This is a genomic window from Pseudonocardia hispaniensis, from assembly GCF_042658695.1.
In the GTDB taxonomy this organism is placed as follows: domain Bacteria; phylum Actinomycetota; class Actinomycetes; order Mycobacteriales; family Pseudonocardiaceae; genus Pseudonocardia; species Pseudonocardia hispaniensis.
On sequence record NZ_JBHSQW010000044.1, the window covers coordinates 341,529 to 366,969 of the forward strand.

Genomic DNA, 25,441 nt, shown 5'->3' on the forward strand with positions numbered 1-25,441 from the left:
AGGCATGATGGTGCGATGGACACCGCCGGGATCGCCGATCCGGGAGCAGGTCCCGCGCACGGGCTGCCCGGGCACCTGGTCGACTTCGTCGGGGCACTGCGCCAGCACGGTGTGGCGGTCGGCCCGGGGGAGACCGTCGCGGCCGCCGAGGTCCTCGCCGTGCTCGATCTGTTGCAGCGCGAGCAGGTCCGTGCGGGCCTGGCCGCCGCGCTGTTGCGCCGTTGCGGTCAGCGCCAGGTCTATGACGCCCTGTTCGACCTGTACTTCCCGGCGGCGATCGGCGCGGGCAGCGGTGAGGTCGACGTCCCGCGCCTCGGGGACGGCGACGACGGGCCGGTCGACATCGACGCGCTGCGCGAGCTCCTCGCCGACCTGCTGCGCGACGGCGATGACGCCGCGCTGGCCGAGCTCGCGCGCGCCGTCGTCGAGGCGCTCGGCCGATCGGGCGGGGCGGGCCCCGGCGTGGGGCACGGGGAAGCCGCCCCGCGCTGGTCGGCCTACCAGGCGCTGCGGATGCTGTCCCCGGAGACGCTGCTCGCCCGGATCATGGACGACCTGCGCGCGGCCCACGACGAGGAGCCCAGCCGGTTCGCCACCGAGCTTGCGCGCCGGGAGATCCGGGAGCGGATCGCACGCTTCCGGGCGATGATCAACGACGAGGTACGCAGGCGGACCGCCGAGGCGCGGGGCAGACAGCAGACCGCCAGGACCGCGGTGCCCACACAGACCGAGCAGGTCGAGTTCCTCGCCGCTAATGCCGAACAGCTCGCCCGGTTGCGGCGCGTCGTTCACCCCCTGGCCCGCAGGCTGGCCTCCCGGCTGGCCGTGCGGCGGCGGCACGCCAAACGCGGCGAGCTGGACATGCGCCGGACCCTGCGCCGCTCGATGTCCACCGGGGGAGTACCCACGAAACCGGCCTTTCGGACCCGTCGTCCCGGCCGCCCGGAGCTGGTGGTGCTCTGCGACGTTTCCGGGTCGGTCGCCGGGTTCAGCCACTTCACGTTGCTGCTGGTCCAGGCGTTGCGTGAACAGTTCAGCAAGGTGCGGGTGTTCGCGTTCGTCGAGCGCGCCGACGAGGTCACCCACCTGTTCGAGCCCGGGGCCGAACTGTCCGGCGTGATGAACCGGGTGCTGCGCGAGGCGCGGCTCGTCTCGTTCGACGGGCACAGCGACTACGGCAGCTCGTTCGGCACCTTCGCCGAGCTCTGGGGTGACGCGGTCACCCCGCGCAGCTCGTTGCTCATCCTCGGCGATGCCCGCAACAACTACCGCGACCCGAATCTCACCGTGCTGCGCAGGCTGGTGGGCCAGGCCCGGCACGCGCACTGGCTCAACCCCGAGCCCCGCAGGCAGTGGGGCAGCGGCGACTCCGCCGCGCTGCGCTACGGCGAGGTGCTGCCGATGCACGAGTGCCGCACGGCGGGGCAGCTCGCCGAGGTGGTCGAGGCGCTCCTGCCGGTGTGACTCCGCACGGGGTCGAGGCGCCTGGTCGAGTTCCACCCGGTCCCCGGGCCGGCGCCCGTTCCGGGGCCGCGACACATTACCCTTCGCGGGTGCAGCGCAGGATCGGGGTCATGGGCGGGACGTTCGACCCCATCCATCACGGTCACCTCGTGGCGGCCAGCGAGGTCGCCGACCTCTTCGCCCTCGACGAGGTCCTCTTCGTCCCGACCGGGCAGCCGTGGCAGAAGACCGAACGCGACGTCAGCCCCGCCGAGGACCGCTACCTGATGACCGTGATCGCGACGGCGTCGAACCCGCGGTTCTCGGTGAGCCGGGTCGATATCGACCGCGGTGGACCCACCTACACCACCGACACCCTTGCCGACCTGCATGCGGCGTTGCCCGACGCCGAGCTCTTCTTCATCACCGGTGCCGACGCGCTGGCCCAGATCCTGTCCTGGCGCAACGTCCACGAGCTGTTCGGCTACGCGCATTTCATCGGGGTCACCCGGCCCGGCTACGAGCTCGGCAATGATCATCTACCGGAGGGGGCCACGACGCTGGTCGAGGTTCCCGCCATGGCCATCTCGTCCACCGACTGCCGCCGCCGCGTCCACGACGGCAGGCCCATCTGGTACCTGGTGCCCGACGGCGTCGTCCAGTACATCAGTAAGCGACGGTTGTACCGGTCCGCGGCGGCCGGTCTCGTCGGTGGGACGGCGACCGGCGGCGAGCGCCGTCCTACTTGAGCAACGCCGGCCCCAGCGCCGGCCGTGGCGGGCCGCCGAGTGCCACCGAGCCGATGTGCAGGAAGACCCACATGCCCAGCCCGCAGAAGGCCAGCACGCAGGCGCCGGCCGCGACGTTCAGGGGTTGCGCGGCGCTGGGGAACTCGATCCCCAGGATCACCATCGTGACCGCGGCCAGCACCAACACGAGGATCGCCGGGTAGACGGACGGTAGCCGCAGCATGACGAGCGCGAGGAAGAAGAACACGACGTCCCAGGCGATGAAGAACATCAACTGAATCTGGCTCGCAGACTGGGTCGCCGCGACGCCGTACCAGTTGTGGGTCAATCCGAGCAGGAGCCCGGCGAGGCTGGCCCAGAATCCGGCGAACAGCGCGAAGATGCAGGCGACCATTCCCTGTCCGAGCAGCGCCGCCCACACTGTGCTGATGGTCTGGAACAGCGCGGTCGCGGCCAAGATCACCGGGACGATGCCGGGTAGCGCGGCCGCGGGAACCACTCCGATCAACGCCATCCCGAGAACGAGGGAGCCCACGACGAAAACAGGTATGCCGATCATCAATGGATCGCCGCCGGCGCCGACCTGAACCTCCTGCGGGCCGACAGGCTCCGCTCCGGCTCCGAAATCGGCCTCGGTCACCCGGGAACCGACGGGAATGTCCCTGGCCACCGTCGTGCCTGCCGGGATCACAGGAGCCCCACGGTCGGCGTGCTCAACCATGATCACTTGCCTCCCTCTCCTGATAGGGCCTCGGCGGAGATCGGTTCCGCCGATTCCTCCAGATATCGTCCGGCGAGAACCGGTTAATCGGGGAGGCCGAAAGCGGCATACCCGATCTATCGATCCGCTCCCGGAGATTTCGGATTGTGTCGATAGCCGTAGAAGAGATTCAGATGGTCTTTCGAGTATCAGCGTCGTGAAGGCGACTGTCCAGTGCAGGCAGACACCGGCGAACCCGCTGCACCGGCGGCACCGCGGGCTGGGACAATCGGTACGTTGCGGCGGTGAAGTGCCGGTGCGCACGGAGAGGGGAACTGTGACGGCGACCGATCAGGCGCTCGACGTGGCCAAGGTGGCCGCGGTGGCCGCAGCGGACAAGAAGGCCAGCGACATCGTCGTCCTCGACGTGTCCGACAAGCTGGTCATCACCGACTGCTTCGTGATCGCCTCGGCCCCCAACGAGCGTCAGGTTCAGGCGATCGTGGACGAGGTCGAGGAGAAACTGCGCGAGCACGGTGTCAAGCCGACCCGGCGCGAGGGAGCACGCGAGGGCCGCTGGGTCCTGCTCGACTTCACCGACGTCGTCGTGCATGTGCAGCACGCGGAAGAACGCGGCTACTACGGGCTGGATCGGCTGTGGAAGGACTGTCCGCGGATCTCGTTCCCGGATGTGGCCGCCTCCGACGCCGATTCCGCGGACGCCGGCGCGGCCGGCAGCAGCACGGACGCCGCCGGGTGAGCCTGCGCAGGCTGATTCTGCTTCGGCACGGGCAGACCAATCACAACCTCGCCGGTCGGATGCAGGGACATGTGGACTCCCAGCTGACCGACGAGGGCCGGGCCCAGGCGCTGCGCGCCGCTTCGGAGCTGGCGAAGTTCCAGCCGGTGCGGCTCGTCAGCTCCGATCTCAGCCGCGCCGTCGACACCGCCCGCGAGGTCGCGGTCGCCACCGGCCTGCCCATCGAGCTCGATACCCGGCTGCGCGAGACCCACCTGGGTGAGTGGCAGGGCCGGTCGGTCGAGGAGATCGAGGACGACTGGCCGGGGGCGATCGCCACGTGGCGCTCCGACCCGAACTGGGCTCCGCCCGGTGGCGAGTCGCGGGTTCAGGTGGTCGCCCGCTCGCTGCCGGTGGTGCAGGAGCTCGACGCCGAGCTCGCCGGACCGGTCGCCGGTGACGGGGCGACGGTGCTGCTGGTCGCGCACGGTGGGCTCATCGCCGGCCTGGTGTCGGGGTTGCTCGAACTGCCCGAGAGCGTATGGCCGTCGATCGGCGGGATCGGCAACGCCCGCTGGGCCGTGCTCGCCCGGCGGTGTGATCATCCGCGCTGGCGACTGTCCGGATACAACGTGGGTGTCGCGGGGTAGGCCAGGTCGACCCCGCTCGCCGCGCGGGCCGGTCCCCCGTGTGACGGCCACGGACCGGTTCCCGCGCATACTCGGTCGATGGGCGGTGGATGTCGCGAGACCGGCGGGGCAGGCCCGGTCCTGCTCGTGCTGGCCGACTCCCTGGCCTTCCACGGCCCGGTGCGCGCCGAACCCGCCGACGAGCCGCGGCTGTGGCCCAACGTGGCCGCCGCCGCGCTCGGCGGACGCGCGGAGTTGGTGGCCGGCATCGGCTGGACGGCCCGGCACGCCTGGCACGCACTGACCCACGATCCCCGCGTCTGGAGTGTGTTACCCGAGGTCGACGCGCTGGTACTCGGGCTCGGCGGGATGGACAGCCTGCCCTCGCCGCTGCCGACCGCGCTGCGTGAGCTGATGCCGGTGCTGCGGCCCGAACCGCTGCGCCGCGCCGTCCGCTCCGGTTACCGACGGGCCCAGCCCACACTCAGCCGCCTGCTCGGTGCACTGCCCGGCGGTGGCCCCGTCGCGTTGCCGCCACGGCTCACCGTCGGATACCTGGAGCGCTGCCGGCGGGCGGTGACGACGATCCGGCCGGACATCCCGGTCGTGGCGATGCTGCCCTCGGTACATCGGGCGGCTGCGTACGCCGGGGTGCACTCCGGCCGACCGGCCACGGAGCGGGCGATCTCGGCCTGGGCCACCGCCGCCGAGGTCGCGCTGCTGGACCTCCCGGCACTGGTGGGCGAGCACATCCGCCACGGCCGCGGTAACCCGGACGGCATGCACTGGGGCTGGGAGGCGCACGCACAGGTCGGCCTGGCGCTGGCCGAGACGCTGGCGACACGGCTCACCCCGGGAAACGCGCCCCGCCGCGCGCCTGTGACATAGGGTGGCTCGTGCCCGTCGCCGTTGTGACCGATTCGACATCCTATCTTCCACCCGGCCTTGCGGCTCGGCGCGGGATCCGCGTCGTTCCGCTCGAGGTGCGCATCGGCGACCGCATCGGTCGCGACGGCGCCGACATCGGGCCCGCGGAGCTGACCACCGCGCTCGCCGACCGGCGACTCGACGTGCAGACCTCCCGTCCCGCACCCGCCGCCTTCGCCGAGGTGTACCGCGAGGCGCTCGCCGAGGGGGCCAGCGGGATCGTGTCGGTGCATCTGTCGCGCGAGTTGTCCGGGACCTGGGAGGCCGCCCGGCTGGCCGCGGAGGAGGTGGACGCCTGCCGGGTGCGGGTCGTCGACTCCAGGGCGCTGGCGATGGGGCTCGGCTTCGCGGTGCTCGCCGCCGCCGACGCCGCCGATGCCGGGGGTGACGAGTCGCAGGTCGAGGCCGCGGCCGCCGATGTGGCCGCGCGCTGCCGGGTGTTCTTCTCCGTCGACAACCTCGACCGCCTGCGCCGCGGTGGGCGGATCGGGGCGGCGGCGGCGTTGTTCGGGACCGCGCTGGCGGTGAAGCCCCTGCTGCACCTGGCCGAGGGGCGCATCATGGGGTTGGAGAAGGTGCGGACCACCGCGCGTGCCGTGCAGCGGCTCGTCGATCTCGCCGCGCAGACCGCGGGGCCGGGCGCCGACCTCGCCGTCCACCATCTGGGGGCCGCGAACCGGGCGGAGGAAGTGGCCGACCGGCTGCGGGAGCGGCTGCCGGACGCCGCGCAGTTGCTGGTGTCCGAGGTCGGCGCGGTGATCGGGGCGCACGGCGGGGCGGGCCTGCTGGGGGTCGTGGTAGTGCCGCGTCGGGAGGGCTGACGGCGGCCCGGCCCATACTGCCATCCGATACCGACGATTCGTGGCCGCGGACGGCGGGGCGAACCGGTGATCCCCATCGGGGTTCGGCTGTCCACAGCCGGTACGGACGCCGAGCCGCCACGCCCTGTCCGGCCATACGGTCGTCGCCGTGGTGGGGTCAGAGGATGCCGGACGGAGGCTCGCCCGCGTGGTGGGCGCGCCCGACGGGTGCCCGCATCCCGCTGGTGAGCCGCCGACCGTGCCGCTGCCGGTCACCGTGGCACCCGCCGAGTCCCGGCCTGGTCGTGCCCGGACCCGGGTCGGGGCGGCCCTTCGCGGCCGCGCCGGCTCGGCCGTGCTCAGGTGGGTGCCCGAGGGATGGCGCGACGCACGGCTGGATCCCGGTCGTCCGGGTGCCGTCGCATTGGCGCTGGTCACGGCGATCGCGGCGGTCCTCGCCGCGGTGGGGGTCTGGGCGGGCCGGCCGCGGCCCGAGCCGGTGGCCGTGCCGCCCGCCGGGCTGGCCACCGTCAACCCGGACCCGGCCGGCGGCGCGGCGCCGGACCCGGCCGCGCCGCTGGTGGTCAGCGTCGTGGGCAAGGTGGCCCGGCCCGGGCTGGTGCGGGTGCCGGACGGGTCGCGGGTCGCCGACGTCATCGACGGGGTCGGTGGCCCGTTGCCGGGCGTCGATCTTTCCGGCACGAACCTGGCTCGCCGGGTCGTCGATGGTGAGCAGATCGCGATCGGCGTGCCGGTGACGCCCGACGGGGGCGGCGGCGTCCTGGTGGCGGGCCCGGGCCGGGCTCCGAGCGGGACCAACGGCAAGATCGATCTGAACCGGGCCACCGTCGAACAGCTTGACGGCCTGCCCGGAGTGGGGCCGGTGACCGCGTCGCGGATCGTGGAGTGGCGCACCCGCAACGGCCGGTTCAGCCGGATCGAGCAGCTGCGCGAGATCGAGGGCATCGGCGCGCGCAGGTTCGGTCAGCTGCGCGACCTGGTGACGGTCTGATGGCCGCCGCGGCCGGCTCGCCCCGGTGGGCCGCCGCGCGGCAGCCGAGTCCCGGCGGCGACGAGCCACGGGCGCGCGTCGACCTTCGGCTCCTCCCGGCCGCGCTGGCGGTCTGGACGATGGTGCTGCTCGGGCTGCTGGCCGGACCGGTCGCCGCCGGGACCGTGACCGGGGTGGCCGCGGTCGTGGCCGCGGCCGCCTGGACCCGTCGGCACCGCTGGTCGGCCGCGGTGCTCGCGGCCGTGGGCGCCGCCGCCGCGGCTGGGGTTGTGGTGAGTACCCACACGGTCCTCATCCAGGGTCACCCGCTCGCGGTCGCGGCCGAGCGCGGTACGTCGGCGGTCCTGCGGCTCGAGCTGTCCGACGACCCCCGGCCGCTGCGCGGTGCGGGCTACGGCTCGCGACCCGGTGGGGTCACCCAGGTGCTGGTACCCGCCGAGCTGCGCGGCGCCCAGGTCGGCGACGCGACCTGGGCGACCGCGGGCCGGGTGCTCGTGCTCGCGCCGCCGCAGGGATGGGCCGGGCTGTTGCCCGGGCAGCAGCTCACCGCCGAGGGACGCCTGGCGCCCGCCCAGCGCCGGGACCTGACGGTCGCGGTGCTGCGGGTGGACGGGCCACCGCGTGAGGTCGGTCCGCCCTCGTGGTGGCAGGGTGCGGCAGGGCTGCTGCGCGACGGCCTGCGGGACGCCGCGCGGGTGCTGCCGGAGGGCTCGGCGGGACTGCTGCCCGGTCTGGCGATCGGCGACACCCGCGGGATGCAGGCCGAGGTCCAGGAGGACTTCCGCGTCGCCGGGCTCACGCACCTCACGGCCGTGAGCGGCGCGAACCTCGCGATCATCGGTGGCGCGGTGCTCGGTCTGCTGCGGCTGCTGCGGACCGACCCGCGGTTCGCCGCGGTCTGTGCCGGCGCGGCGATCCTCGGTTTCGTGGTGCTGGCCCGGCCGTCGCCGAGCGTGCTGCGCGCCGCGGTCATGGGCGGGGTGGTGCTCCTGGCCCTTGCGCTGGGCAGACGCCGCTCCGCCGTCCCGGCGCTCGCGGTCGCGGTGCTGGCCCTGCTGCTGGCCGATCCGCGGCTGGCGATCGATCCGGGTTTCGCCCTGTCCGCGCTGGCCACGGCGGCGCTGGTGCTGGTCGCGCCCGGCTGGGCGGGCGCGCTGCGCCGCCGCGGTGTTCCGCCGGGTGCGGCCGAGGCGCTGGTCGTGCCCGCAGCGGCCGGGCTCGCCACCGCTCCGCTCATCGCCGGCCTCAGCGGCGAGGTCAGCCTGGTCTCGGTGGTCGCGAACCTGCTGGTCGTGCCCGCGGTCGCGCCCGCCACCGTGCTCGGCGTGCTGGCGGCGGTGCTGTCCCCGCTCAGCGGGCCACTGGCCACGGGATGTGCCTGGCTGTCCGGGCCCGCCGTCGGCTGGCTGGTCGCGGTGGCCGACCGGGCCGCCGCGGTCCCGGGCGCCGTGGTGGCCTGGCCCGCCGGCTGGGGTGGCGCGCTGCTGCTCGCCGGTGCGCTGCTGGCCACGATCGCCCTCGGACGCTCTCCGCGGCGGCGCGCGGTGCTGCTGGCGGTGCTGCTCGGGCTGCTGCTGGTGCTGGTCCCGGCCCGGATCGCGCCGCCGGGCTGGCCGCCCGCCGGCTGGGCGGTCGTCGCCTGTGACGTCGGCCAGGGTGACGCGCTGGTGCTCGCCACCGGCCATCCCGGGCGAGCCGTACTGATCGACACCGGCCCGGAGGGCGGGCCGGTCGACGACTGCCTGCGCAGGCTCGGCATCCACGCACTCGACCTCGTCATCCTCAGCCACCTGCACGCCGACCACGTCGGCGGGCTCGCCGGGGCACTGCGCGGGCGGGCGACCGGTGCGGTCGCGGTCGGGCCGTCCCGGCAGCCGCGTTGGGCTCTGGAGCAGGTGAGCCGGCACAGCGCGGCGGCGGGCGCGCCGCTCGTCGGGCTGGCGGCCGGGCAACGGCTGGTCTGGCCCGCGCTGACGCTCGAGGTCATCGGTCCGGTCCATCCGGCGGACCGGGTCGATCCCGACGATGGCACCGCGGTCAACGACGGTTCGCTCGTCGCGCGGGCGGCGACCGCGGCGGGCACGGTGCTGCTCACCGGGGACATCGAGCTGTCGGGTCAGGCGGATCTGCTCGATGCCGGTGTGCCGTTGCGCGCCGACGTGCTGAAGATGCCGCATCACGGCTCGCGCTACAGCTCCGCGGCCTTCCTGAGTGCCGTCGCACCGCGGGTCGCCCTGGTCAGCGTGGGGGCCGGCAACACCTACCGGCACCCAAGCCCGCACCTGATGAACGCCCTCACCGAGGCGGGGGTGGCGGTACGCCGAACCGATCTGGCCGGCGACACCGCCGTCATCGTCGGCGATGGCCCCGGCCCACCCGAGCTGGCACTCGTCAGCCGCGGCGACCCGCTACCCGCACGCCGTCGCCGCCGCCTCACCCGCGTCATGGAGCCACGACGTCCTCGAGCGTGCAGATTTCGCGCGTCAAGGAGCCATGAGGTGGGCGACGGCGGATCGGCTGCCCGCGTCGTCGTCAGCCGTGCTGGGCCAGGGCCTCGCGGACGGCCTTGCTGGTGGAGGGTACGGTCGCGGTCGGGCCGACCCGATCGGTCACCGCGTCGAGGGTCTTGAGCCCGTCCCCGGTGATCAGCAGGACGGTCTCGGCGTCCGGGTCGAGCGCACCGGCCTCGAGGAGCTTCTTGGCGGTCGCGACGGTGACCCCGCCCGCGGTCTCGGCGAACACACCTTCGGTACGGGCGAGCAGCCGGATCCCCTCGACGACCTCCTCGTCGCTGACGTGGCCGATCGCCCCGCCCGTGCGGCGGACGACGTCGAGCACGTAGGGGCCGTCGGCCGGATTACCGATGGCCAGCGACCGGGCGATCGTGTCGGGGCGGACCGGCGTGACGACGTCGTGGCCGTCCTCGAACGCTTTCGCGACCGGTGAGCAGCCGGTGGCCTGGGCCCCGAACACCCGGTACGGGGTGGGCTCGACCAGTCCCAGTGTGGCGAACTCGGTGAAGCCCTTGTCCACCTTGGTCAGCTGTGAGCCCGAGGCCACCGGGACGACGATCTGCTCGGGCAGCCGCCAGCCGAGCTGCTCGGCGACCTCGTACCCCAGGGTCTTGGAGCCCTCGGCGTAGTACGGCCGGACGTTGACGTTCACGAACGCCCAGTCCTCGTGGTCGGCGGCGAGTTCGGTGGCGAGCCGGTTCACGTCGTCGTAGGTGCCGTCGACGGCGAGCAGAGTGCCGCCGTAGACGGCGGTGGTGAGGATCTTGGCCTTCTCCAGCGAGGACGGGATGAGTACGACCGAGTCCCAGCCGGCCCTGGCCGCCGCGGCGGCGACCGCATTGGCGAGGTTGCCGGTGGAGGGGCAGCACAGCACGGTGAAACCGAGTTCGCGGGCCGCGGCGAGGGCCACCGCGACGACCCGGTCCTTGAAGGAGTGGGTCGGGTTCCCGGTGTCGTCCTTCACCCACAGCTTCCGGACGCCCAGCGCGGCGGCGAGCCGGTCGGCTTCGATGAGCCGGGTCAGGCCGGGCTCGGTGTTGGGGTGGGACTGCACGTCGCCGGGAACCGGAAGCAGGTGACGGTAGCGCCAGATCGACTTCGGGCCCGCCTCGATCGAGTCGCGGGTGATGCCGGTGAACTCGTAGGCGACCTCGAGCGGGCCGAAGCAGTGGGGGCACGCGAATTCGGCGGCGAGCGCGGTCCGGTGGCCGCATTCGCGGCAGGACAGGGCGCGAGCGGGCCCGAGGTCGAGAGCGGTGGTGGCCGCGAGGTCGGCGGTCAGAGTCATCGTGAGGTCTCCTCATCTTCCCCGCACTCCGCGGGTCGGAATTGGCACCGTGATCGTCGCGCGCGATGCTCACGCGACGCCGGTTGCCGGGGCTTCGTCGGGCCGTTCCCTCTGCCCCTCTGGATGAGCCATGTTCGGTTGTGTCCCGCGCACCGTGGGGCCGCGGGGTGGGGCAACGGTACGACACCGACGGTCGAGCTGCCCAGCCGGGTCCCGCCATGTGGGAGCCGGGTCTTCGTCCCGGGCACCGGTGGGCCACGATGGCGAGCGTGACCCCACCCGCCGCCTCGGCCCCCGCCCCGCTGCACCTGGTCGTGGGCGAGGAGGAGCTGCTGGTGGAGCGCGCGGTGCGAGCGGTGGTGGCCGTGGCGCAGACGACCGATCCGCAGGTCGAGGTGCGTCGCCTCCGCAGCGCGGACCTGAGCCCGGGGCAGCTTTCCGAGCATCTGAGCCCCTCATTGTTCGCCGAGGGCCGGGTCGTGGTGATCGCGGGCGCGCACGAGGCGGGCAAGGAGTTGGCCGCGGCGATCACCCGGTACGTCGCCGAACCGGCCGAGGGCATCGTGCTGGTCGTGCTGCACGCGGGCGGAGCGCGCGGCAAGTCGCTCGCCGATGACCTGCGCAAGGCCGGCGCCGCACTGACCCGCTGCGAGCGCATCACCCGGCAGGAGGAGCGAGCCGACTTCGTCCGAGGAGAGGTCCGGCGGCTCGGTGGGAAGATCACCAATGGTGCCGTTGCCGCGGTCCTCGAGGCGGTAGGGTCCGATCTGCGCGAGCTGGCCGCCGTCACGGCGCAGCTGGTTGCCGATACCGGCGGGGTGGTCGACGAGCAGGCCGTGCGCCGCTACCACCGCGGCCGCGCCGAGGTCTCGGGTTTCGCGGTGGCGGACAAGGCCGTGGCGGGGGATCAGGCGGGTGCGCTCGAGGCGCTGCGCTGGGCGCTGGTGCTCGGGGTGGCCCCCGTGCTGGTCGCCGACGCGCTGGCCGACGCGGTGCGGACGCTGGCGAAGGTCGGCGCGGCCGGGCGGGGCGATCCCAACCGGCTGGCGGGGGCGCTCGGCATGCCGCCGTGGAAGATCCGCAAGGCGCAGGGGCAGGTTCGGGCGTGGCGTCCGGAGGCGCTGGCGGCGGCGTTCGCGGCGGCCGCGGCGGTCAACGCCGACGTCAAGGGGGCCGCGGTCGATCCCGGCTACGCGCTGGAGCGTGCGGTGCGGCGGATCGCCGAGGCCCGCGCCCTACACCGTTGATCACGGACGGGCGATGGTATGCGGATGGCATGCGAATGGCGCTGCCCCGCGGGAGTGGGCAGCGCCATCGCCGTCACGCTGGGCCGCTCCGGCCCTACGGGGACATCGCCCCGGAACCGTCCGCAGTTACGCGCTAGCGCTCAGGGAGTTGGCGCGCTTGGCCATCGCGGACTTGCGGTTGGCCGCCTGGTTCTTGTGGATCACGCCCTTGCTGGCGGCCTTGTCGAGCGCCTTGGAGGCGGCCCGCTGCAGCTCGATGGCCTTCTCGGTGTCGCCGGCCTCGGCGGCCTCGCGGAAGCGCCGAACCGCCGTCCGCACGGCGGACTTGACCGACTTGTTGCGCTGCCGGCGCTTCTCGTTGGTCTTGACCCGCTTGATCTGGGACTTGATGTTGGCCACGCTTCTGCCTCGAGTTCTTCCTGCCTGGGACGCTGACGGGGCTCCGGCGGCGCCAACCCGGATCAGGGACAGACCCGGATCGAGCGAGCACGCCGAGCGCTCGGCTGACCATGCTAACAGCGCGACGGGACGGTTCGGGAACCGCCCCGGCAGGGGCGGGAGCGCGCCGAACGTCCCACGCCGGGGCGGTTACCATGCGCGATAGGGCAGGAACTTCCCGTTCAGTGTGATCTTGACCCGGTCGCCCTTCGGGTCGGGGACCCGCTCGAGGTCCAGCTCGAAGTCGATGGCGCTCACGATGCCGTCGCCGAACTCCTCGCGGACCAGCTCGGAGATCGTCGCGCCGTACACCTGGACCACCTCCGTGAGCCGGTAGACGAGCGGGTCGGTGGTGTCGACGGCCTCGGCGCCGCGCACCGGCGGCAGCGTGAGGGCCTCGACGACGGCCTGGTCGAGATCGAGCACGGACCCGACGGCGCCGGCCTGCTCGGGGGTGAGGGTCTGCTGACCCAGCAGCGCGGACGTGGTCCACTCGACGGACCGGCCGACGGCCTTGGCGAGCGCCTCCCAGCGCACACTCAACCGCTGCTTCGCGGCAAGGACGGCGTGCGCGGCCTGCTTGCGGTCCAACGGCGGAATGGGCGTGACGGACATCGGACGGATACCTCCTGGCTCTCGGCCTCGACTGGTGGTGCTGCGGACGATGTTCGTCCACCGCGGCGCGGCGCCGCTAGTCGCCCGCCTTCGGGCGGCCCCGCGGCCGCGGGGCGGCGGCGTCCTTGGGGAGCCGGCCCGCCAGCCGCAGCGCCTCCCGTAGCAGGTAGTCGATCTGCGCGTTGGTGCTGCGCAGCTCGTCGGCGGCCCAGCGGGCGAGCGCGTCGTGCACCGCCGGGTCCAGCCGCAACAGAAAGCTCTTCCGTTCGGCCACGGATCAGTGGTACAGCGAGCCCGCGTTGACGATCGGCTGCGTGGCCCGGTCGCCGCACAGCACGACGAGCAGGTTGCTCACCATCGCCGCCTTGCGCTCCTCGTCGAGCTCGACGATCTCGCGCTCGGACAGCCGGGCCAGCGCCATGTCCACCATCCCGACCGCGCCCTCGACGATCCGCTCCCGCGCGGCGACGACCGCCCCCGCCTGCTGGCGCTGCAGCATCGCGCCGGCGATCTCCGGGGCGTAGGCGAGGTGGGTCAGGCGCGACTCCACGATCCGCACCCCGGCCGACTCGACCCGCTCGCTGATCTCCATGGACAGCCGCTCGGTGATCTCCTCGGCGTTCTGCCGCAGCGACAGGCCCGCGTCGTGGGAGTCGTAGGGGTAGCTGGTGGCGATGTGCCGCACGGCGGTCTCGGTCTGGGTGTGTACGAACTCGACGAACGAGTCGACCTCGAACACCGCGCGGGCGGTGTCGGCCACCTGCCAGACCACGACGGCCGCGATCTCGATCGGGTTCCCGTCGGAGTCGTTGACCTTGAGCACGTCGGACTCGTGGTTGCGGATCCGGGTCGAGACCTTACGCCTGCTGGTCAGCGGGTTGACCCAGCGCAGCCCGGGGGTGCGCACGGTGCCGGTGTAGCGGCCGAAGAACTGCAGCACCGTGGCTTCGCCCGGGGCAACCGTGGTGAGCCCGCGCAGCACGAGCGTGCCGGTCAGCAGCCCGACGACGGCCAGTGCCGCGCCGGCCCCCTCCTGACCTCCGGCGGCCATGGCGAGCCCGCCGCCGCCGACCCCGAGCAGCAGGACGAGGCCCGCGAGCAGGCCGAGGAACCCGGATGCGCCCGCGGCGGGCCGCTCGCGGACCGCGGGCTCGGGCATGTGGACCGACACGGGCGGCAGATCGGTCGCTGGGCGGACGTCGTTGATGGTCATCTTTTCCCCTGTTCGCGGTCACCGGGCGCGCGCACGCTATCGCGATGATATCAATTTTTGGTCGATGACGGGCGGAGCCGACCGGGTCGGGGATGCGTGGGACCATGGGGCGACCCCGCATCGAATGGATTTCGAGTGACGACGTACGCCGACCGCACGTTCACCCCGCCGGAGCGCATCCGGAACTTCTGCATCATCGCCCACATCGATCACGGCAAGTCGACGTTGGCCGACCGGATGCTGCAGCTGACCGGGGTCGTCGAGGAGCGCGCCATGCGGGCGCAGTACCTCGACCGGATGGACATCGAGCGCGAGCGTGGCATCACGATCAAGGCCCAGAACGTGCGGCTGCCCTGGAGCGCCGACGGCACCGACCACGTGCTGCACCTCATCGACACCCCGGGCCACGTCGACTTCACCTACGAGGTGAGCCGGGCGCTGGAGGCCTGCGAGGGCGCGATCCTGCTGGTCGACGCGGCGCAGGGGATCGAGGCGCAGACGCTGGCCAACCTGTACCTGGCGTTGGAGAAGGACCTGGTGATCATCCCGGTCCTCAACAAGATCGACCTTCCGGCCGCCGACCCGGACCGCTACGCCGCCGAGATCGCGCACATCGTCGGATGCGACGCCGACGAGGTGCTGCGCGTGTCCGCCAAGACGGGGCTGGGCGTCGCCGAGCTGCTCGACGAGGTCGTCCGGCAGGTCCCGGCGCCGGTCGGCGACCCCGACGCGCCCGCCCGGGCGATGATCTTCGACTCGGTCTACGACACCTACCGCGGCGTGGTCACCTACATCCGCGTCGTCGACGGCCGGATCACCCCGCGTGAGCGAATCAAGATGATGTCCACCGGTGCCACCCACGAGCTCCTCGAGGTCGGCATCGTCTCACCGGAACCCAAACCATCCGAGGGCCTCGGCGTCGGCGAGGTCGGCTACCTCATCACCGGCGTGAAGGACGTCCGTCAGTCCAAGGTCGGCGACACGGTGACGAGCCAGCGCCACGGCGCCACCGAGCCGCTGACCGGTTACCGCGAGCCGCGGCCGATGGTCTACTCCGGCCTCTATCCCGTCGACGGCTCGCAGTACCCCGAGCTGCGCGAGGCGCTCGACAAGCTCCAGCTCAACGACGCCGCTCTGACCTACGAGCCCGAGACGTCGGCGGCGCTCGGCTTCGGGTTCCGCTGCGGGTTCCTCGGCCTGCTGCATCTGGAGATCACCCGCGACCGGCTCGAACGCGAGTACGGCCTCGACCTGATCTCCACCGCCCCCAACGTCGTCTACCGGGTGATCCTCGACGACACCCGCGAGATCACCGTGACCAACCCGTCGGACTGGCCGACGGGCAAGGTCGCGCAGATCTTCGAGCCGATCGTCAAGGTGACGATCCTGGCCCCCTCGGAGTTCATCGGCGCGATCATGGAGCTGTGCCAGAGCAGGCGCGGCCAGCTCGGTGGCATGGACTACCTGTCCGAGACCCGGGTCGAGCTGCGGTACACGATGCCGCTCGCCGAGATCATCTTCGACTTCTTCGACGCCTTGAAGAGCCGCACCCGTGGCTACGCCTCGCTCGACTACGAGGAGGCCGGCGAGCAGGAGGCGGACCTGGTGAAGGTCGACATCCTGCTGCAGGGCGAGCCGGTGGACGCCTTCTCCGCGATCGTGCACCGCGACGGCGCCTACGCCTACGGCACCATGATGGCCACCAAGCTGCGCGAGCTCATTCCGCGCCAGCAGTTCGAGGTGCCGATCCAGGCGGCCATCGGGTCCCGGATCATCGCCCGCGAGACGATCCGCGCGATCCGCAAGGACGTGCTGGCCAAATGCTACGGCGGCGACATCAGCCGCAAGCGCAAGTTGCTGGAGAAGCAGAAGGAGGGCAAGAAGCGGATGAAGACCATCGGGCGGGTCGAGGTCCCGCAGGAGGCCTTCGTCGCGGCGCTGTCCACCGAGTCGAGCGGGGACAAGGCCAAGAAGTAGCCCGATCCTGCGGGATGGTCCGGACCTCCCGCGCATCCCGTATCCGCCGGCACGCGCTGGCCGGCGCCGGACTCAGCAGGCTGCAGAGTCCGGCGGCAGCCGATGCGGCTGGGCCGGCCGCCGCGCGGCTGCGTGGTCCGGAGGCGAGTTCGCGCTGCTGGGTCCCGCCGACTCCTCGGTCCTGCGCTCGGCGAGCAGCTGCAGGAGTTCGGCGAGCTGCGCGCGTTCGGGGGTGTGCGCGGAGCCGAGGGCTACTCCGACGCGCCGTTCGACCCGGCCGCACACGCGTTCCACCAGGGCCCGCCCGTCCCGGGCGAGGTGCACCAGGACTCTGCGGCGGTCGACCGGATCGTTGCGCCGATAGGCGAGATCATTCGCCACCAAGCGATCAACCACTCTGGTCGCGGTGGGAGCGGGGAGGGCGGTGTGTGAGGCGATCTCGCCCATGCTGCATCCGCCGGTACGGGCGAGCATCAGGAGCACCCGCCAGCCGTCCCGGCTGACGCCTTCCGCCGAGGTGACCGGGACGAGGGCGACCGTGACCGCACGTTCGACCCGGTCGAGCAACTCGACCAGACCTGGTATCCGCGGCGCCGGGGCGGTGGTCACCGATCCCGACGCCGGCCGATAGTGTGGCTCTGACACGCTGACTGACTGTACTTGCTATGTCGAGCATCTGGGTGACCTCCAGAATGGAGGGCATGCTCGCCCCGCGGGTCCGTATCAGCGAGTGAACACGATCTTGCCGGCTGTGTTCCCGTCGAGCATCGCGTGGAATCCTTCCGCGGCCCGCTCCATCGGCAGCTCCAGCCCGATCTGCGGGGTGATACCCGTGGCCTCGACGAACGACAGCAGGTCGACGAGCTCCTGCCGGGTGCCCATCGTCGAGCCCTCCACACGCAGCTGCAGAAAGAACAGCCGCTGCAGGTCAGCGCCGGGGTTCGGGCCGCTGGTGGAACCGCAGACCACGATCGTGCCGCCCGGACGAAGGGCCCGCATCGAATGCGCCCAGGTGGCCTCGCCGACGGACTCGAAGACGGCGTCCACCCTGGCCGGCAGCCGCTCGCCGGAGGGGAACGTGGCGTGCGCCCCGAGCTTCTCGGCGATCGCGCGCTTGTCCTCCGTGCGCCCGGTCACCCACACCCGCATCCCGGCCGCCCGGCCCAGCTGGATCAGCGCGGTCGAGACACCACCCGAGGCACCCTGCACGAGCATCGTCTGACCGGGTTTGAGACCGGACTTGGTGAACAGCATCCGATAGGCGGTCAGCCAGGCCGTACCCATCACGGCCGCGTGTACGGACGAGATGCCCGCGGGCTTCGGGACCGCGTTACGGGCCGGGACGACGACGGTGTCGGCGAACGTGCCCTGGTACTTCTCGGTGAGCAGGGTGCGCCTCGGGTCGAGCGTCTCGTCGCCGCTCCAGTCCGGGTCGCCGATGATCGAGTGGATGACGACCTCGGTGCCGTCGGCGAGGGTTCCGGCCCCGTCGCAGCCGAGGATCATCGGGAACTGGTCGGGCTTGATCCCCACACCGCGCAGGGTCCAGATGTCGTGCCCGTTCAGGCTGGCGGCACGGACCTTCACGGCCACCCAGCCGTCGGGAACCGTCGGTTCGGGGCGCTCGCCGACGGTCAGCGACTCCAGCGGTGCGTCGGCGTTCGGCTCTGCGGCGTACACGGCAAACATGCCAGGGACCCTAGTCTCGGCGGTGCCGGTCTACTGTGTGACGTGTGCGGGCGGTGGCCGACTGGTGGGACGCGGTGGAGCTGTGGCTGACGCAGCTCGCCTTCCCGTTCCAGGTGCTGCTGGCGATGATGGTCGCTCTGCCGCTGTGCTGGAGCGTCGCGGGCCTGGCCGACCGTGCGGTCGACGTCACGGTGAGCCGGTGGCAGCGGGCGAGCAGGGGGCGCCGGCGCCGCTGACGCGTCAGCCTGCCGCGCCCAGGGTGCCACCGACTGCGGCGGCGAGCACCGGGAGCACCTGCGAACAGCCGCCGTCGACGTGCAGTGTCGCAAGCGTGTCGCCCCGGGTGGGACCGCGGTTGACGATCACCACGGGAATGCCGCCGCGGTGGGCATGCCGGACGAACCGAAGCCCGGACATCACCGTCAGCGAGGAGCCGGCGACCAGTAACGCGCCGCCGCCCGCGTCCGGGGCCAGCTCGTCGACCAGCGCATAGGTCCTCGCCACCCGATCGGGCGGGACGTTCTCGCCGAAGAACACCACGTCGGGCTTGAGCACCCCACCGCATGCGGCGCAGGCGGCGATGCGAAAGCCCGCGGTGTCCTCCACCGCCGCGTCACCGTCGGGTGCGGTCTCGGTCCGGGCGTCCGCGGCGAAGCCGGGGTTCAGGGCGGCCAGCCGCTCCTGCAACGCGTCGCGCGACGTGACCTGCCGGCAGTCCAGGCAGACGACGTCCGCGATCCGGCCGTGCAGATCGATCACGGCCCGGCTGCCCGCGGCCCGGTGCAACCCGTCGACGTTCTGGGTGATCACGCCGCGGAGCACCCCGGTGCGTTCCAGTTCGGCGAGCGCGCGATGCCCGGCGTTCGGCCGGGCCCGGCGCATCCGGGCCCAGCCGACGTGGCTGCGGGCCCAGTAGCGGCGGCGCGCGGGCTCGCCGGAGCGGAACTCGTCGTAGGTCATCGGGGTGCGGGACGGGGAGTTCGGGCCGCGGTAGTCGGGGATCCCGGAGTCGGTGGAGACCCCGGCTCCGGTCAGGGCGACCAGCGGCCGGCCGGCCAGCACGGCCAGCGCGCGGTCGAGGGCGGGTCCGACGGCCGGTGCGGCGGAAGACACGCCTGCCAGGGTAAGCGGGTCCGCGGGTGTCGCGTTCCTACAAGACCGGTGCCGCTGCCGGGGGGCAGGCTCGGGGCATGGACCGTACCGATCAGCTGTGCCGCAGCGTCGACCTCGCCGTCGCCGCCGTCCGTGACGCCCCCGTCGAGCGCTACGCCGACCCGTCCCCGTGCCCGGACTTCACCGTCGGGCGGCTCGTCAACCACCTCGCCTTCGGGCTGCTGCTCGCCGAGCGTTCGGCGACCCGCGAGCCGTGGGACGAGACCTGGAGCGTCGACGACGACGCCCCGTTCCTGCGCGGGCTGCGCGCCGAGCAGTGGGCCCGGGCCTGCGCGCGGCAGGGTGAGCGCACCGCGTCGGCCTGGACCGACCCGGCCGTGTGGGATGGGGACTCGCACCTCGGCGGGGCGGCCATGCCCGCCGCGGCGATCGGCTCGCTGATGACGGCCGAGTTCGTGCTGCACGCCTGGGACCTCGCGGCGGCGACCGGCGGGCGGCTCGAGGTCCCGGCCGGGCTTGCTGACGCCGTGCTCGCCGGTGTGGCGGGCATCGCGCCGATGGGTCGCGACGGCGGCTGGTTCGGCCCCGAGGTGCCGGTGCCCGCCGACGCCCCGGCCTTCGAGCGTGCGCTGGGCCTCAGCGGCCGAAACCCCAGCTGGCGAGCCCCCGTGAGTGCGTAACAGTGTTAGAACACTGTTACGCACTCACGGCCCATGAAGGGCTGCGCTTTTCGGTGAACGCGCGGATCCCCTCCTGGCCCTCCGCGCTCGCGAAGTAGCGCGCCGACAGCTCCTGCATCTGCGCGAAGTCCTCGGCCATCGAGGCGGGTCGGGCGCGGCGCAGCAGCTCCTTGGTCCCGGCCAGCGCGGCGGGACCACCCAGTCGCAGCGCCTGCACGAAGCGGTCGACCTCGGTGTCCAGGGCGTCGGCCGGGACCGCGGAGTTGATCAGGCCGATCGCCGCCGCGCGGGCCGCGTCGAACGTCTCACCGGTGAGGAAGAGTTCGTGCGCGGCTCGCGGCAGCAGCCGCGGCAGTACCGTCACCGAGATCACCGCGGGCACCACACCGATCCGGACCTCGCTGAACGCGAACGTCGTCTCGTGCGCCGCGACGGCGATATCGCATGCCGCGACGAGCCCGACCCCGCCCGCCCTGGCGGGCCCGGTCAGCCGGGCGACGACGGGCTTGGGCGAGCTCCAGATCCGCTCCAGGATGGCCGGGAACTCGTTGACGCCCTGGCCCTGCGCGTCCGACCCGCGGGCCTCCTTGAGGTCCATCCCGGCGCAGAACACCCGGCCGGTGTGGGTCAGCACGATCACCCGGACGGCGTCGTCGGTGAGCGCGGCGTCGAGATGACCGAGCAGCTCGCGGCGCAGCTGGGCCGACAGCGCGTTCCGGTTGGCGGGGGAGTCGAGACAGATCGTCGCGATGCCGTCGGCGACGTCGAGATGGACCAGCTCATCGGACGCGGTACGGGAGGTCATGTCCGGACCGTATCCGGTGCCGGCAGGCGTCAGCCGAACCGCGTGCGCAGGTACCGCGCGGTGGCGGCGTCGGCCGGGAAGAAGGACTCGATGGCGACCTCCTCCAGCGTCACATCCAGCGGCGCCCCCAGCACCGCGACCGTGCTGAACAGGGTCAGCTCCTGGTCGGGGTGGCGCAGCCGCAGCGGCAGCACGATTCGGTCGCGCGGCTGCGCGGCGGGATCGAGCCCGGCGTCGCGCACATACCCGGTGAGCTCGGCCAGCAGCTCGGCCAGGCCCGGATCGGCCGCCCGCGCCACCTGCCGGCGCAGCCGCGACACCACATGCGCGGCATACTCCGCCAGGTCGGCCACGTGCGGTGCGAGACCGTCCGGGTGCAGGCTCGCCCGCAGCACGTTGAGCGGTGGCGCGAGCAGCCAGGGGGCGACCAGATCGGTGAGCAGCGCGACCGCCCGGTTCCCGGCGACGAGGTTCCATCGGCCGTCGACGAGGACCGCCGGATAGGGCTCGTGGCCGTCGAGGATCCGGACCAGCGAGCCGCGCACCGCACGGAGCTCGGCGTCGTCGAGGCCGTGTTCGGTGTATGCGGGTGCGAACCCGGCGGCCACCAGCAGCTCGTTGCGCCCGCGCAGCGGCACGCCGAGCTCCTCGGCCAGCCGCAGCACCATCTCCCGGCTCGGTCGCGAGCGCCCGGTCTCCAGGAAGCTGAGGTGACGCGCCGACACGTCGGCCTGGATGCCGAGGTCGAGCTGGGTGAGGCGGCGCCGACGCCGCCAGGTTCGCAGTAGCTCGCCGAAACCAGAGCGGGGTGCCGGGGCGGTCAGTACGGCGCTCACCCCACCGAACCTAACGTCGGCGGGTCGGCCGATCGATGACCTCCGAGGTAATGGACAGCGGCAACCCGGGTCCGCGAGGTTCTCGGCATGACCACGGATCTCACCGCTCGGATGCGTGCCGTGATGCCCTTCACCGCCGTTCTCGGCGCTTCGGCGGTGGCCGCCGAACCCGACCGGGTCCGACTGCGGCTGAACTGGGACCCGACCCGGTGCACTGCGGGCGGGATGCTGCACGGCGGCGCGCTGATCGGCCTCGCGGACGCGGCCGGCGGCTGGAACGCGTTCCTCAACCTTCCCGAGGGCGCCACCGGCACCGCGACCGTCGATTCGACGACGCATTTTCTGCGCGGGGTGAGCGGCGGCCACGTCGAGGCGACGGCCCGACCGCTGCACCGGGGCCGGACGGTGATCATCATCGACACCGAGGTGCGGGACGCGGCCGGACGGCTGGTCTGCCGGGTCACCCAGACGCAGGCGGTGCTGCGCTGAAGCCCAGCCGACGCCGGCCCGCGTTATGGAGCCATCACATGCTGGGAACGTGGGTGGCTGGAACGTTATGGAGCCATAACGTCGGCGACAGTGGCAGTCCGACCCGCTCGCGCCACAGCGTTCGTCCGGCCGCGCGATAGCGTTCCAGCACGGCCGCGGCGACCCGCCGGTGGCTGCCGAGCGGTTCGGCGAGCACCACGGCCGGATCGGTGGCCCGCGCCGCGGCGCGGACGCGGTCGAGCAGCCGGCCGGGCGCAAGGAACCAGGGCGCTACGGCGAACCGGGTGGCGCCCTGGGCGCGCAGCCGGGCCAGCGCCTCGGGGACGTCCGGCCGGGCGGCCGCGGCGAAGGCGGCGACGGTCCGGGGACGGGTCGCGGCCAGCCGGGCGACGGCGGCGTTGGCCGCCGGGTCCGATGCCCCCGCCGCGGCCAGCACCACGCCCAGCCGCGGGTCCGCGGGATCGGCCCCGGCCTCCCGCAGCCGGTCCCACACCGCGTCCAGCAGGTCCGACGGCGCCGCGCCGAGCACCTCGGAGACCGCGACGCGCAGCCGCGGCAGCCCGTGCAGCGCGGCGGCGACGGCGGCGGGGAGGTCGACCCGGGCGTGATAGGCCGTGTTCAGCAGCAGCGGGACGACGATGACGGTGCGATGCCCGTCGGCCGCGACGGCGCGCAGCACGGTGGGCAGCGCCGGGGCGTTGAAGTCGAGAAACGACAGCCGCAGATCCAGCCTTCGGGCCTGTGCACGGGTGGCCGCGGCGAGCGCGGCCACGGCGGCGGCCGATCGGCCGTCGCGGCTGCCGTGCGCGACGGCGACGAGCGCGGGCGGGTTCACCCGGCGCCCGGCGCCAGGCCGCGGGCCCGCAGCACGCGTCGCTCGAGCGGGCGGAACACCACCAACTCGATCCCGATCCCGACCGTCAGGATCAGGGCGATCGCGGCGAGCACGCCCGGCATGTTGTTGAGGTCGCTGCCCTCCTTGAGGTACGCGCCCAGCCCGACACCCAGCAGCGGCCCGGCCGCGATGATCTCCGCGGCCATCAGCGACCGCCAGGAGAACGCCCAGCCCTGTTTACATCCGGCCAGGTAGCCGGGCAGCGCGGCGGGCAGCAGGATGTGCCGGGCACCGGCGAGCCCGCGCGCGCCGAGCACCCGGCCCACCCGCGGCAGGATCGGCGGAATCTGGTCGATCCCGGCCACCAGGCCGTTCGCGATGGAGGGGACGGACCCGAGCAGCACGACGAAGTAGATCGTCGCGTCGGTCAGCCCGAACCACAGCACCGCGGCGGGCACCCAGGCCACCGAGGGCAGGCTCTGCAGGCCCTGCAGCAGTGGTCCGATCGCTGCCCGGACGAGGCGGAGCCTGGCCACCAGCAGACCGAGCGGGGTCGCGATGAGCAGCGCGACGACGAAGCCGAGGAATGCCCGGCTGATCGAGGTCCACAGGATCGACCACACCCGGCCGTCGGCGACGACGGCGGCGATCTCGGCCCCGACCGCGGCCGGCGCGGGGATCGCGACCTCGCTGGTGATCGCCGAGGCCCACACCGCCTGCCACAGCGCGCCGAACAGCGCGAAGGCCACCAGCGGGGGCAGCCCGACCGCCAGCGCCCGGCGCCACCACACGAGCCGGCGCACGGCCGGGGTATCGAGGGCGTCGAGCCCGGCGACCGCGGCGGCATCGTCGGGCTCCGCCCGGGGTTCCCGCGCGGGCCGATCGATCGTGGGCCCGGCGTCAGGCGGCATGACTCGTGATCACCTGCCGCAGTCGCGCGGTGATCTCGCCGTGCAGCCGCTCCCGGTCGTCGTCGACGGCCCATTCCCGCACGACGGTGCCCGGCCGCGAGGACAGCAGCACCACGCGGTCCGCGAGCCGGACGGCCTCCCGCACGTCGTGGGTGACGAACACGATCGTGATGCCGGTCGCCGCCTGGATCCGCAGCAGCTCTGCCTGCAGCACATCGCGGGTGATGGCATCCAGCGCGGCGAACGGCTCGTCCATCAGCAGCAGGCCCGGACCGTCCGGGCCGGTGCCGGTCGCCGCCAGCGCCCTGGCCAGCGACACCCGCTGCCGCATCCCGCCGGACAGCTCGTGGGGCCGCCGGGCGTGCATCCCACCGAGCCGGACCAGCTCCAGCAGCTCGCCCGCGCGTCGGTGCCGGGCCGCCCGGGACAGCCCACCCAGCCGCAGCGGCAGCTCGACGTTGCGGGCCGCGGTCAGCCAGGGCAGCAGAGCGGCCTCCTGGAACATGAACGACGGCCGAGCGGCGGTACGGGTGACCGACCCGGTCGTCGGCTCGTCGAGCCCGGCGATGAGGTTGAGCAGCGTCGACTTCCCGCATCCCGAGGCGCCCAGCAGGCAGACGAACTCGCCGGGCCGGACGTCGAGATCGATCTCGTGCAGCGCGGTCACGGCGGCGGCGCCGGTTCCGAAGATCTTGCCGACGCCGTGCAGGCGGACGGCGGATGCGGCCGAGCGGGGCCGCGGGGTCTGCTCGATCGTCGCGGTCATCTCGCGGATCTCTCCCGGGTCGTGTCGAGGAAGCCCTGCAGGTCCGGCTCGCGGGTCGCCACCCCCGCGGTGACGCTGTCCGTGGCCAGCCGGGGGAACGTCTCGGCCAGCGGGTCGAGCCCGAAGGACAACCCGGCGAAGGCGCGGTCGAGGACCGGTGGTTCGAGTGCGGCGCCGGTCAGCCTCGCGATCTCGGCGTTGACCACGGCTCTGGCCTCGGCCGGGTCGGTCGAGAGGAGATCGATGGCCTGCTGTTCGGCGCGCAGGAGCGCATCGACGGTCTGCGGGTGCGCGGCCAAAAAGTCCGTGCGGACGATCAGCACGGTCGCCGGGAACCGGCCGCCGGGCCAGCGGTCGCGTTCGTCCACGAGCACCCTCGCCCCGGCCTCGACCAGCCGCGAGCTCCACGGCTCGGGCAGCCAGCCGCCCGCGATCTGGCCGGTCCGGAACAGGTCGAGCGTGCGGGGGTTGTCGAGGTTCTGCACCGTGACGCCACCGGGCCCGGGCGGCAGGCCCTGCTCCGCCAACCACTTCTTGGCCGCGACGTCCTGGGTGTTGCCCAGCTGCGGGGTCGCGATCACCGTGCCGCGCAGCTGTTCGGGCGTGCGGATATCGGGCCGGACCACCAGCTGCGCCCCGCCGGATGTCGAGCCCGCGACGAGCCGCACGGCCTTCCCGTTCGAGCGGGCGAAGGCGTTGATCGCCGGTCCCGACCCGATGAACGCGGCGTCGAGCGAGCCCCCGAGCAGCGCGTTGACCTCGTCCGGGCCGGCGTTGAACACCTGGGTGGTGAGTGTGGTGCCGCCCAGCTCGGCGGCGAAGTAGCCCTTCGCGATGCCGATCAGCGCCGGGGCGTGGGTGATGTTCGGGAGATGACCGAGGCGGACCTCGGCGGCCGGGGTGGTGGCGCCCGGCGGTTCGGTTCGTTCCGGCGCGCGGGAGCAGGCGGACAGCACCCCCACCGCGACGAGGGCGAGCAGGGCGATCGAGCGGCAGCGCATGAGCTGGCGGTCCTTGGGACGTCTGG

28 protein-coding genes and 1 riboswitch are annotated in these 25,441 nt (G+C 73.1%); of the genes, 13 read left to right on the plus strand and 15 right to left on the minus strand.

What is annotated here, in order from left to right; genetic code table 11:
• Positions 1-15: 15 nt before the first annotated feature.
• Positions 16-1,464, plus strand: a complete 1,449-nt coding sequence (locus ACFQE5_RS21730) for a vWA domain-containing protein (RefSeq protein ID WP_379587672.1) — start codon at positions 16-18, stop codon at positions 1,462-1,464.
• An 89-nt stretch (positions 1,465-1,553) separates the two neighbouring features.
• A complete protein-coding gene (gene nadD / locus ACFQE5_RS21735; RefSeq protein WP_379587674.1) occupies positions 1,554-2,192 on the plus strand; it encodes a nicotinate-nucleotide adenylyltransferase in 639 nt (212 codons plus the stop codon).
• Here nadD and ACFQE5_RS21740 read toward each other — a convergent pair.
• The gene (locus ACFQE5_RS21740) at positions 2,185-2,832 is read right to left on the minus strand and encodes a GPR1/FUN34/YaaH family transporter (protein ID WP_379587675.1); all 648 of its coding nucleotides are present in this window, start codon (positions 2,830-2,832) and stop codon (positions 2,185-2,187) included. The two genes, nadD and ACFQE5_RS21740, sit on opposite strands and share 8 nt — an antisense overlap.
• Before the next feature lie 397 nt (positions 2,833-3,229).
• Here ACFQE5_RS21740 and rsfS point away from each other — a divergent pair, with 397 nt between their 5' ends.
• The 6 genes from rsfS to ACFQE5_RS21770 all read left to right on the plus strand — a co-directional run bounded on the left by rsfS (position 3,230) and on the right by ACFQE5_RS21770 (position 9,629).
• Positions 3,230-3,652, plus strand: a complete 423-nt coding sequence (gene rsfS, locus ACFQE5_RS21745; protein WP_379587677.1) for a ribosome silencing factor — start codon at positions 3,230-3,232, stop codon at positions 3,650-3,652.
• Positions 3,649-4,281, plus strand: a complete 633-nt coding sequence (locus ACFQE5_RS21750) for a histidine phosphatase family protein (RefSeq protein WP_379587678.1) — start codon at positions 3,649-3,651, stop codon at positions 4,279-4,281. The genes rsfS and ACFQE5_RS21750 overlap by 4 nt, the downstream gene beginning before the upstream one ends.
• A 78-nt stretch (positions 4,282-4,359) precedes the next feature.
• Complete coding sequence (gene octT, locus ACFQE5_RS21755) at positions 4,360-5,148, plus strand: diglucosylglycerate octanoyltransferase (protein ID WP_379587680.1); 789 nt, start codon at positions 4,360-4,362, stop codon at positions 5,146-5,148.
• Positions 5,149-5,156: 8 nt separating this feature from the next.
• The gene (locus ACFQE5_RS21760) at positions 5,157-6,008 is read left to right on the plus strand and encodes a DegV family protein (protein WP_379587682.1); all 852 of its coding nucleotides are present in this window, start codon (positions 5,157-5,159) and stop codon (positions 6,006-6,008) included.
• Between the two features lie 148 nt (positions 6,009-6,156).
• The gene (locus ACFQE5_RS21765; RefSeq protein WP_379587684.1) at positions 6,157-6,999 is read left to right on the plus strand and encodes a helix-hairpin-helix domain-containing protein; all 843 of its coding nucleotides are present in this window, start codon (positions 6,157-6,159) and stop codon (positions 6,997-6,999) included.
• Positions 7,000-7,118: 119 nt separating this feature from the next.
• Positions 7,119-9,629, plus strand: coding sequence for a DNA internalization-related competence protein ComEC/Rec2 (locus ACFQE5_RS21770; RefSeq protein ID WP_379588078.1), 2,511 nt, complete (start codon positions 7,119-7,121; stop codon positions 9,627-9,629).
• On the opposite strand, the gene thrC is transcribed toward ACFQE5_RS21770, so the two are convergent.
• Positions 9,532-10,800, minus strand: a complete 1,269-nt coding sequence (gene thrC, locus ACFQE5_RS21775) for a threonine synthase (RefSeq protein WP_379587685.1) — start codon at positions 10,798-10,800, stop codon at positions 9,532-9,534. The genes ACFQE5_RS21770 and thrC overlap by 98 nt on opposite strands.
• Positions 10,801-10,809: 9 nt before the next feature.
• Positions 10,810-10,930, minus strand: a riboswitch (SAM riboswitch).
• A 130-nt stretch (positions 10,931-11,060) separates the two neighbouring features.
• On the opposite strand from thrC, the gene holA reads away from it, so the two are divergent.
• A complete protein-coding gene (gene holA / locus ACFQE5_RS21780) occupies positions 11,061-12,047 on the plus strand; it encodes a DNA polymerase III subunit delta (protein WP_379587687.1) in 987 nt (328 codons plus the stop codon).
• Positions 12,048-12,173: 126 nt separating this feature from the next.
• Here the strand turns inward: holA and rpsT are convergent, their stop codons facing one another.
• The 4 genes from rpsT to ACFQE5_RS21800 form a co-directional block, all read right to left on the minus strand.
• A complete protein-coding gene (gene rpsT / locus ACFQE5_RS21785) occupies positions 12,174-12,446 on the minus strand; it encodes a 30S ribosomal protein S20 (protein WP_379587689.1) in 273 nt (90 codons plus the stop codon).
• Between the two features lie 189 nt (positions 12,447-12,635).
• Complete coding sequence (cynS, locus tag ACFQE5_RS21790; RefSeq protein ID WP_379587692.1) at positions 12,636-13,100, minus strand: cyanase; 465 nt, start codon at positions 13,098-13,100, stop codon at positions 12,636-12,638.
• Between the two features lie 76 nt (positions 13,101-13,176).
• Positions 13,177-13,374 (minus strand): hypothetical protein, encoded by a 198-nt coding sequence (locus ACFQE5_RS21795; protein WP_379587693.1) that lies wholly within the window; start codon positions 13,372-13,374, stop codon positions 13,177-13,179.
• Between the two features lie 3 nt (positions 13,375-13,377).
• Complete coding sequence (locus tag ACFQE5_RS21800; protein WP_379587694.1) at positions 13,378-14,313, minus strand: SPFH domain-containing protein; 936 nt, start codon at positions 14,311-14,313, stop codon at positions 13,378-13,380.
• Positions 14,314-14,448: 135 nt separating this feature from the next.
• Between ACFQE5_RS21800 and lepA the strand changes: the two genes are divergently transcribed.
• The gene (gene lepA / locus ACFQE5_RS21805; RefSeq protein ID WP_379587696.1) at positions 14,449-16,290 is read left to right on the plus strand and encodes a translation elongation factor 4; all 1,842 of its coding nucleotides are present in this window, start codon (positions 14,449-14,451) and stop codon (positions 16,288-16,290) included.
• A 72-nt stretch (positions 16,291-16,362) separates the two neighbouring features.
• On the opposite strand, the gene ACFQE5_RS21810 is transcribed toward lepA, so the two are convergent.
• Positions 16,363-16,935 (minus strand): MarR family winged helix-turn-helix transcriptional regulator, encoded by a 573-nt coding sequence (locus ACFQE5_RS21810; protein ID WP_379587697.1) that lies wholly within the window; start codon positions 16,933-16,935, stop codon positions 16,363-16,365.
• Positions 16,936-17,013: 78 nt separating this feature from the next.
• Positions 17,014-17,979: a zinc-binding dehydrogenase gene (locus ACFQE5_RS21815; RefSeq protein ID WP_379587699.1), complete on the minus strand. Its 966-nt coding sequence runs from the start codon at positions 17,977-17,979 to the stop codon at positions 17,014-17,016.
• A 44-nt stretch (positions 17,980-18,023) separates the two neighbouring features.
• Between ACFQE5_RS21815 and ACFQE5_RS21820 the strand changes: the two genes are divergently transcribed.
• Positions 18,024-18,215, plus strand: coding sequence for a hypothetical protein (locus ACFQE5_RS21820; RefSeq protein WP_379587701.1), 192 nt, complete (start codon positions 18,024-18,026; stop codon positions 18,213-18,215).
• 4 nt (positions 18,216-18,219) lie between these two features.
• Here the strand turns inward: ACFQE5_RS21820 and ACFQE5_RS21825 are convergent, their stop codons facing one another.
• A complete protein-coding gene (locus ACFQE5_RS21825; RefSeq protein ID WP_379587703.1) occupies positions 18,220-19,092 on the minus strand; it encodes an NAD-dependent protein deacetylase in 873 nt (290 codons plus the stop codon).
• 77 nt (positions 19,093-19,169) lie between these two features.
• Here ACFQE5_RS21825 and ACFQE5_RS21830 point away from each other — a divergent pair, with 77 nt between their 5' ends.
• Positions 19,170-19,772 carry a TIGR03086 family metal-binding protein gene (locus ACFQE5_RS21830; protein WP_379587705.1) on the plus strand — a complete coding sequence of 201 codons (603 nt, stop codon included), beginning with the start codon at positions 19,170-19,172 and terminating at the stop codon, positions 19,770-19,772.
• A gap of 16 nt (positions 19,773-19,788) precedes the next feature.
• Here ACFQE5_RS21830 and ACFQE5_RS21835 read toward each other — a convergent pair whose 3' ends face one another.
• Both ACFQE5_RS21835 and ACFQE5_RS21840 read right to left on the minus strand, forming a co-directional pair.
• Positions 19,789-20,577, minus strand: coding sequence for an enoyl-CoA hydratase family protein (locus tag ACFQE5_RS21835; protein WP_379587707.1), 789 nt, complete (start codon positions 20,575-20,577; stop codon positions 19,789-19,791).
• 29 nt (positions 20,578-20,606) lie between these two features.
• Entirely contained in the window at positions 20,607-21,413 is an 807-nt protein-coding gene (locus ACFQE5_RS21840) for a helix-turn-helix transcriptional regulator (RefSeq protein ID WP_379587708.1), read from the minus strand.
• An 87-nt stretch (positions 21,414-21,500) separates the two neighbouring features.
• Between ACFQE5_RS21840 and ACFQE5_RS21845 the strand changes: the two genes are divergently transcribed.
• The gene (locus ACFQE5_RS21845; RefSeq protein ID WP_379587709.1) at positions 21,501-21,902 is read left to right on the plus strand and encodes a PaaI family thioesterase; all 402 of its coding nucleotides are present in this window, start codon (positions 21,501-21,503) and stop codon (positions 21,900-21,902) included.
• Between the two features lie 34 nt (positions 21,903-21,936).
• On the opposite strand, the gene ACFQE5_RS21850 is transcribed toward ACFQE5_RS21845, so the two are convergent.
• From ACFQE5_RS21850 to ACFQE5_RS21865, 4 genes are read right to left on the minus strand one after another with little or no spacing between them, the layout of a single operon-like run.
• Positions 21,937-22,737, minus strand: coding sequence for a sirohydrochlorin chelatase (locus tag ACFQE5_RS21850; protein ID WP_379587710.1), 801 nt, complete (start codon positions 22,735-22,737; stop codon positions 21,937-21,939).
• On the minus strand, positions 22,734-23,648 hold the full coding sequence (locus ACFQE5_RS21855) for an ABC transporter permease (protein ID WP_379587711.1): 915 nt from the start codon (positions 23,646-23,648) through the stop codon (positions 22,734-22,736). The genes ACFQE5_RS21850 and ACFQE5_RS21855 overlap by 4 nt, the downstream gene beginning before the upstream one ends.
• The gene (locus tag ACFQE5_RS21860; RefSeq protein ID WP_379587712.1) at positions 23,638-24,414 is read right to left on the minus strand and encodes an ABC transporter ATP-binding protein; all 777 of its coding nucleotides are present in this window, start codon (positions 24,412-24,414) and stop codon (positions 23,638-23,640) included. The genes ACFQE5_RS21855 and ACFQE5_RS21860 overlap by 11 nt, the downstream gene beginning before the upstream one ends.
• Entirely contained in the window at positions 24,411-25,415 is a 1,005-nt protein-coding gene (locus ACFQE5_RS21865) for an ABC transporter substrate-binding protein (RefSeq protein ID WP_379587713.1), read from the minus strand. Before ACFQE5_RS21865 ends, ACFQE5_RS21860 begins: the two co-directional genes overlap by 4 nt.
• Between the last annotated feature and the right edge of the window lie 26 nt (positions 25,416-25,441).

Bases quoted from the DNA above. Each gene is read 5' to 3' on its own strand.
- ACFQE5_RS21730 (WP_379587672.1), top strand. From the start codon at position 16: ATGGACACCGCCGGGATCGCCGATCCGGGAGCAGGTCCCGCGCACGGG.
- octT (WP_379587680.1), top strand. From the start codon at position 4,360: ATGGGCGGTGGATGTCGCGAGACCGGCGGGGCAGGCCCGGTCCTGCTC.
- ACFQE5_RS21770 (WP_379588078.1), top strand. From the start codon at position 7,119: ATGGTGCTGCTCGGGCTGCTGGCCGGACCGGTCGCCGCCGGGACCGTG.
- thrC (WP_379587685.1), bottom strand. From the start codon at position 10,800: ATGACTCTGACCGCCGACCTCGCGGCCACCACCGCTCTCGACCTCGGG.
- holA (WP_379587687.1), top strand. From the start codon at position 11,061: ATGGCGAGCGTGACCCCACCCGCCGCCTCGGCCCCCGCCCCGCTGCAC.
- cynS (WP_379587692.1), bottom strand. From the start codon at position 13,100: ATGTCCGTCACGCCCATTCCGCCGTTGGACCGCAAGCAGGCCGCGCAC.
- ACFQE5_RS21800 (WP_379587694.1), bottom strand. From the start codon at position 14,313: ATGACCATCAACGACGTCCGCCCAGCGACCGATCTGCCGCCCGTGTCG.
- ACFQE5_RS21815 (WP_379587699.1), bottom strand. From the start codon at position 17,979: ATGTTTGCCGTGTACGCCGCAGAGCCGAACGCCGACGCACCGCTGGAG.
- ACFQE5_RS21830 (WP_379587705.1), top strand. From the start codon at position 19,170: ATGGACCGTACCGATCAGCTGTGCCGCAGCGTCGACCTCGCCGTCGCC.
- ACFQE5_RS21835 (WP_379587707.1), bottom strand. From the start codon at position 20,577: ATGACCTCCCGTACCGCGTCCGATGAGCTGGTCCATCTCGACGTCGCC.
- ACFQE5_RS21845 (WP_379587709.1), top strand. From the start codon at position 21,501: ATGACCACGGATCTCACCGCTCGGATGCGTGCCGTGATGCCCTTCACC.
- ACFQE5_RS21855 (WP_379587711.1), bottom strand. From the start codon at position 23,648: ATGCCGCCTGACGCCGGGCCCACGATCGATCGGCCCGCGCGGGAACCC.
- ACFQE5_RS21860 (WP_379587712.1), bottom strand. From the start codon at position 24,414: ATGACCGCGACGATCGAGCAGACCCCGCGGCCCCGCTCGGCCGCATCC.
- ACFQE5_RS21865 (WP_379587713.1), bottom strand. From the start codon at position 25,415: ATGCGCTGCCGCTCGATCGCCCTGCTCGCCCTCGTCGCGGTGGGGGTG.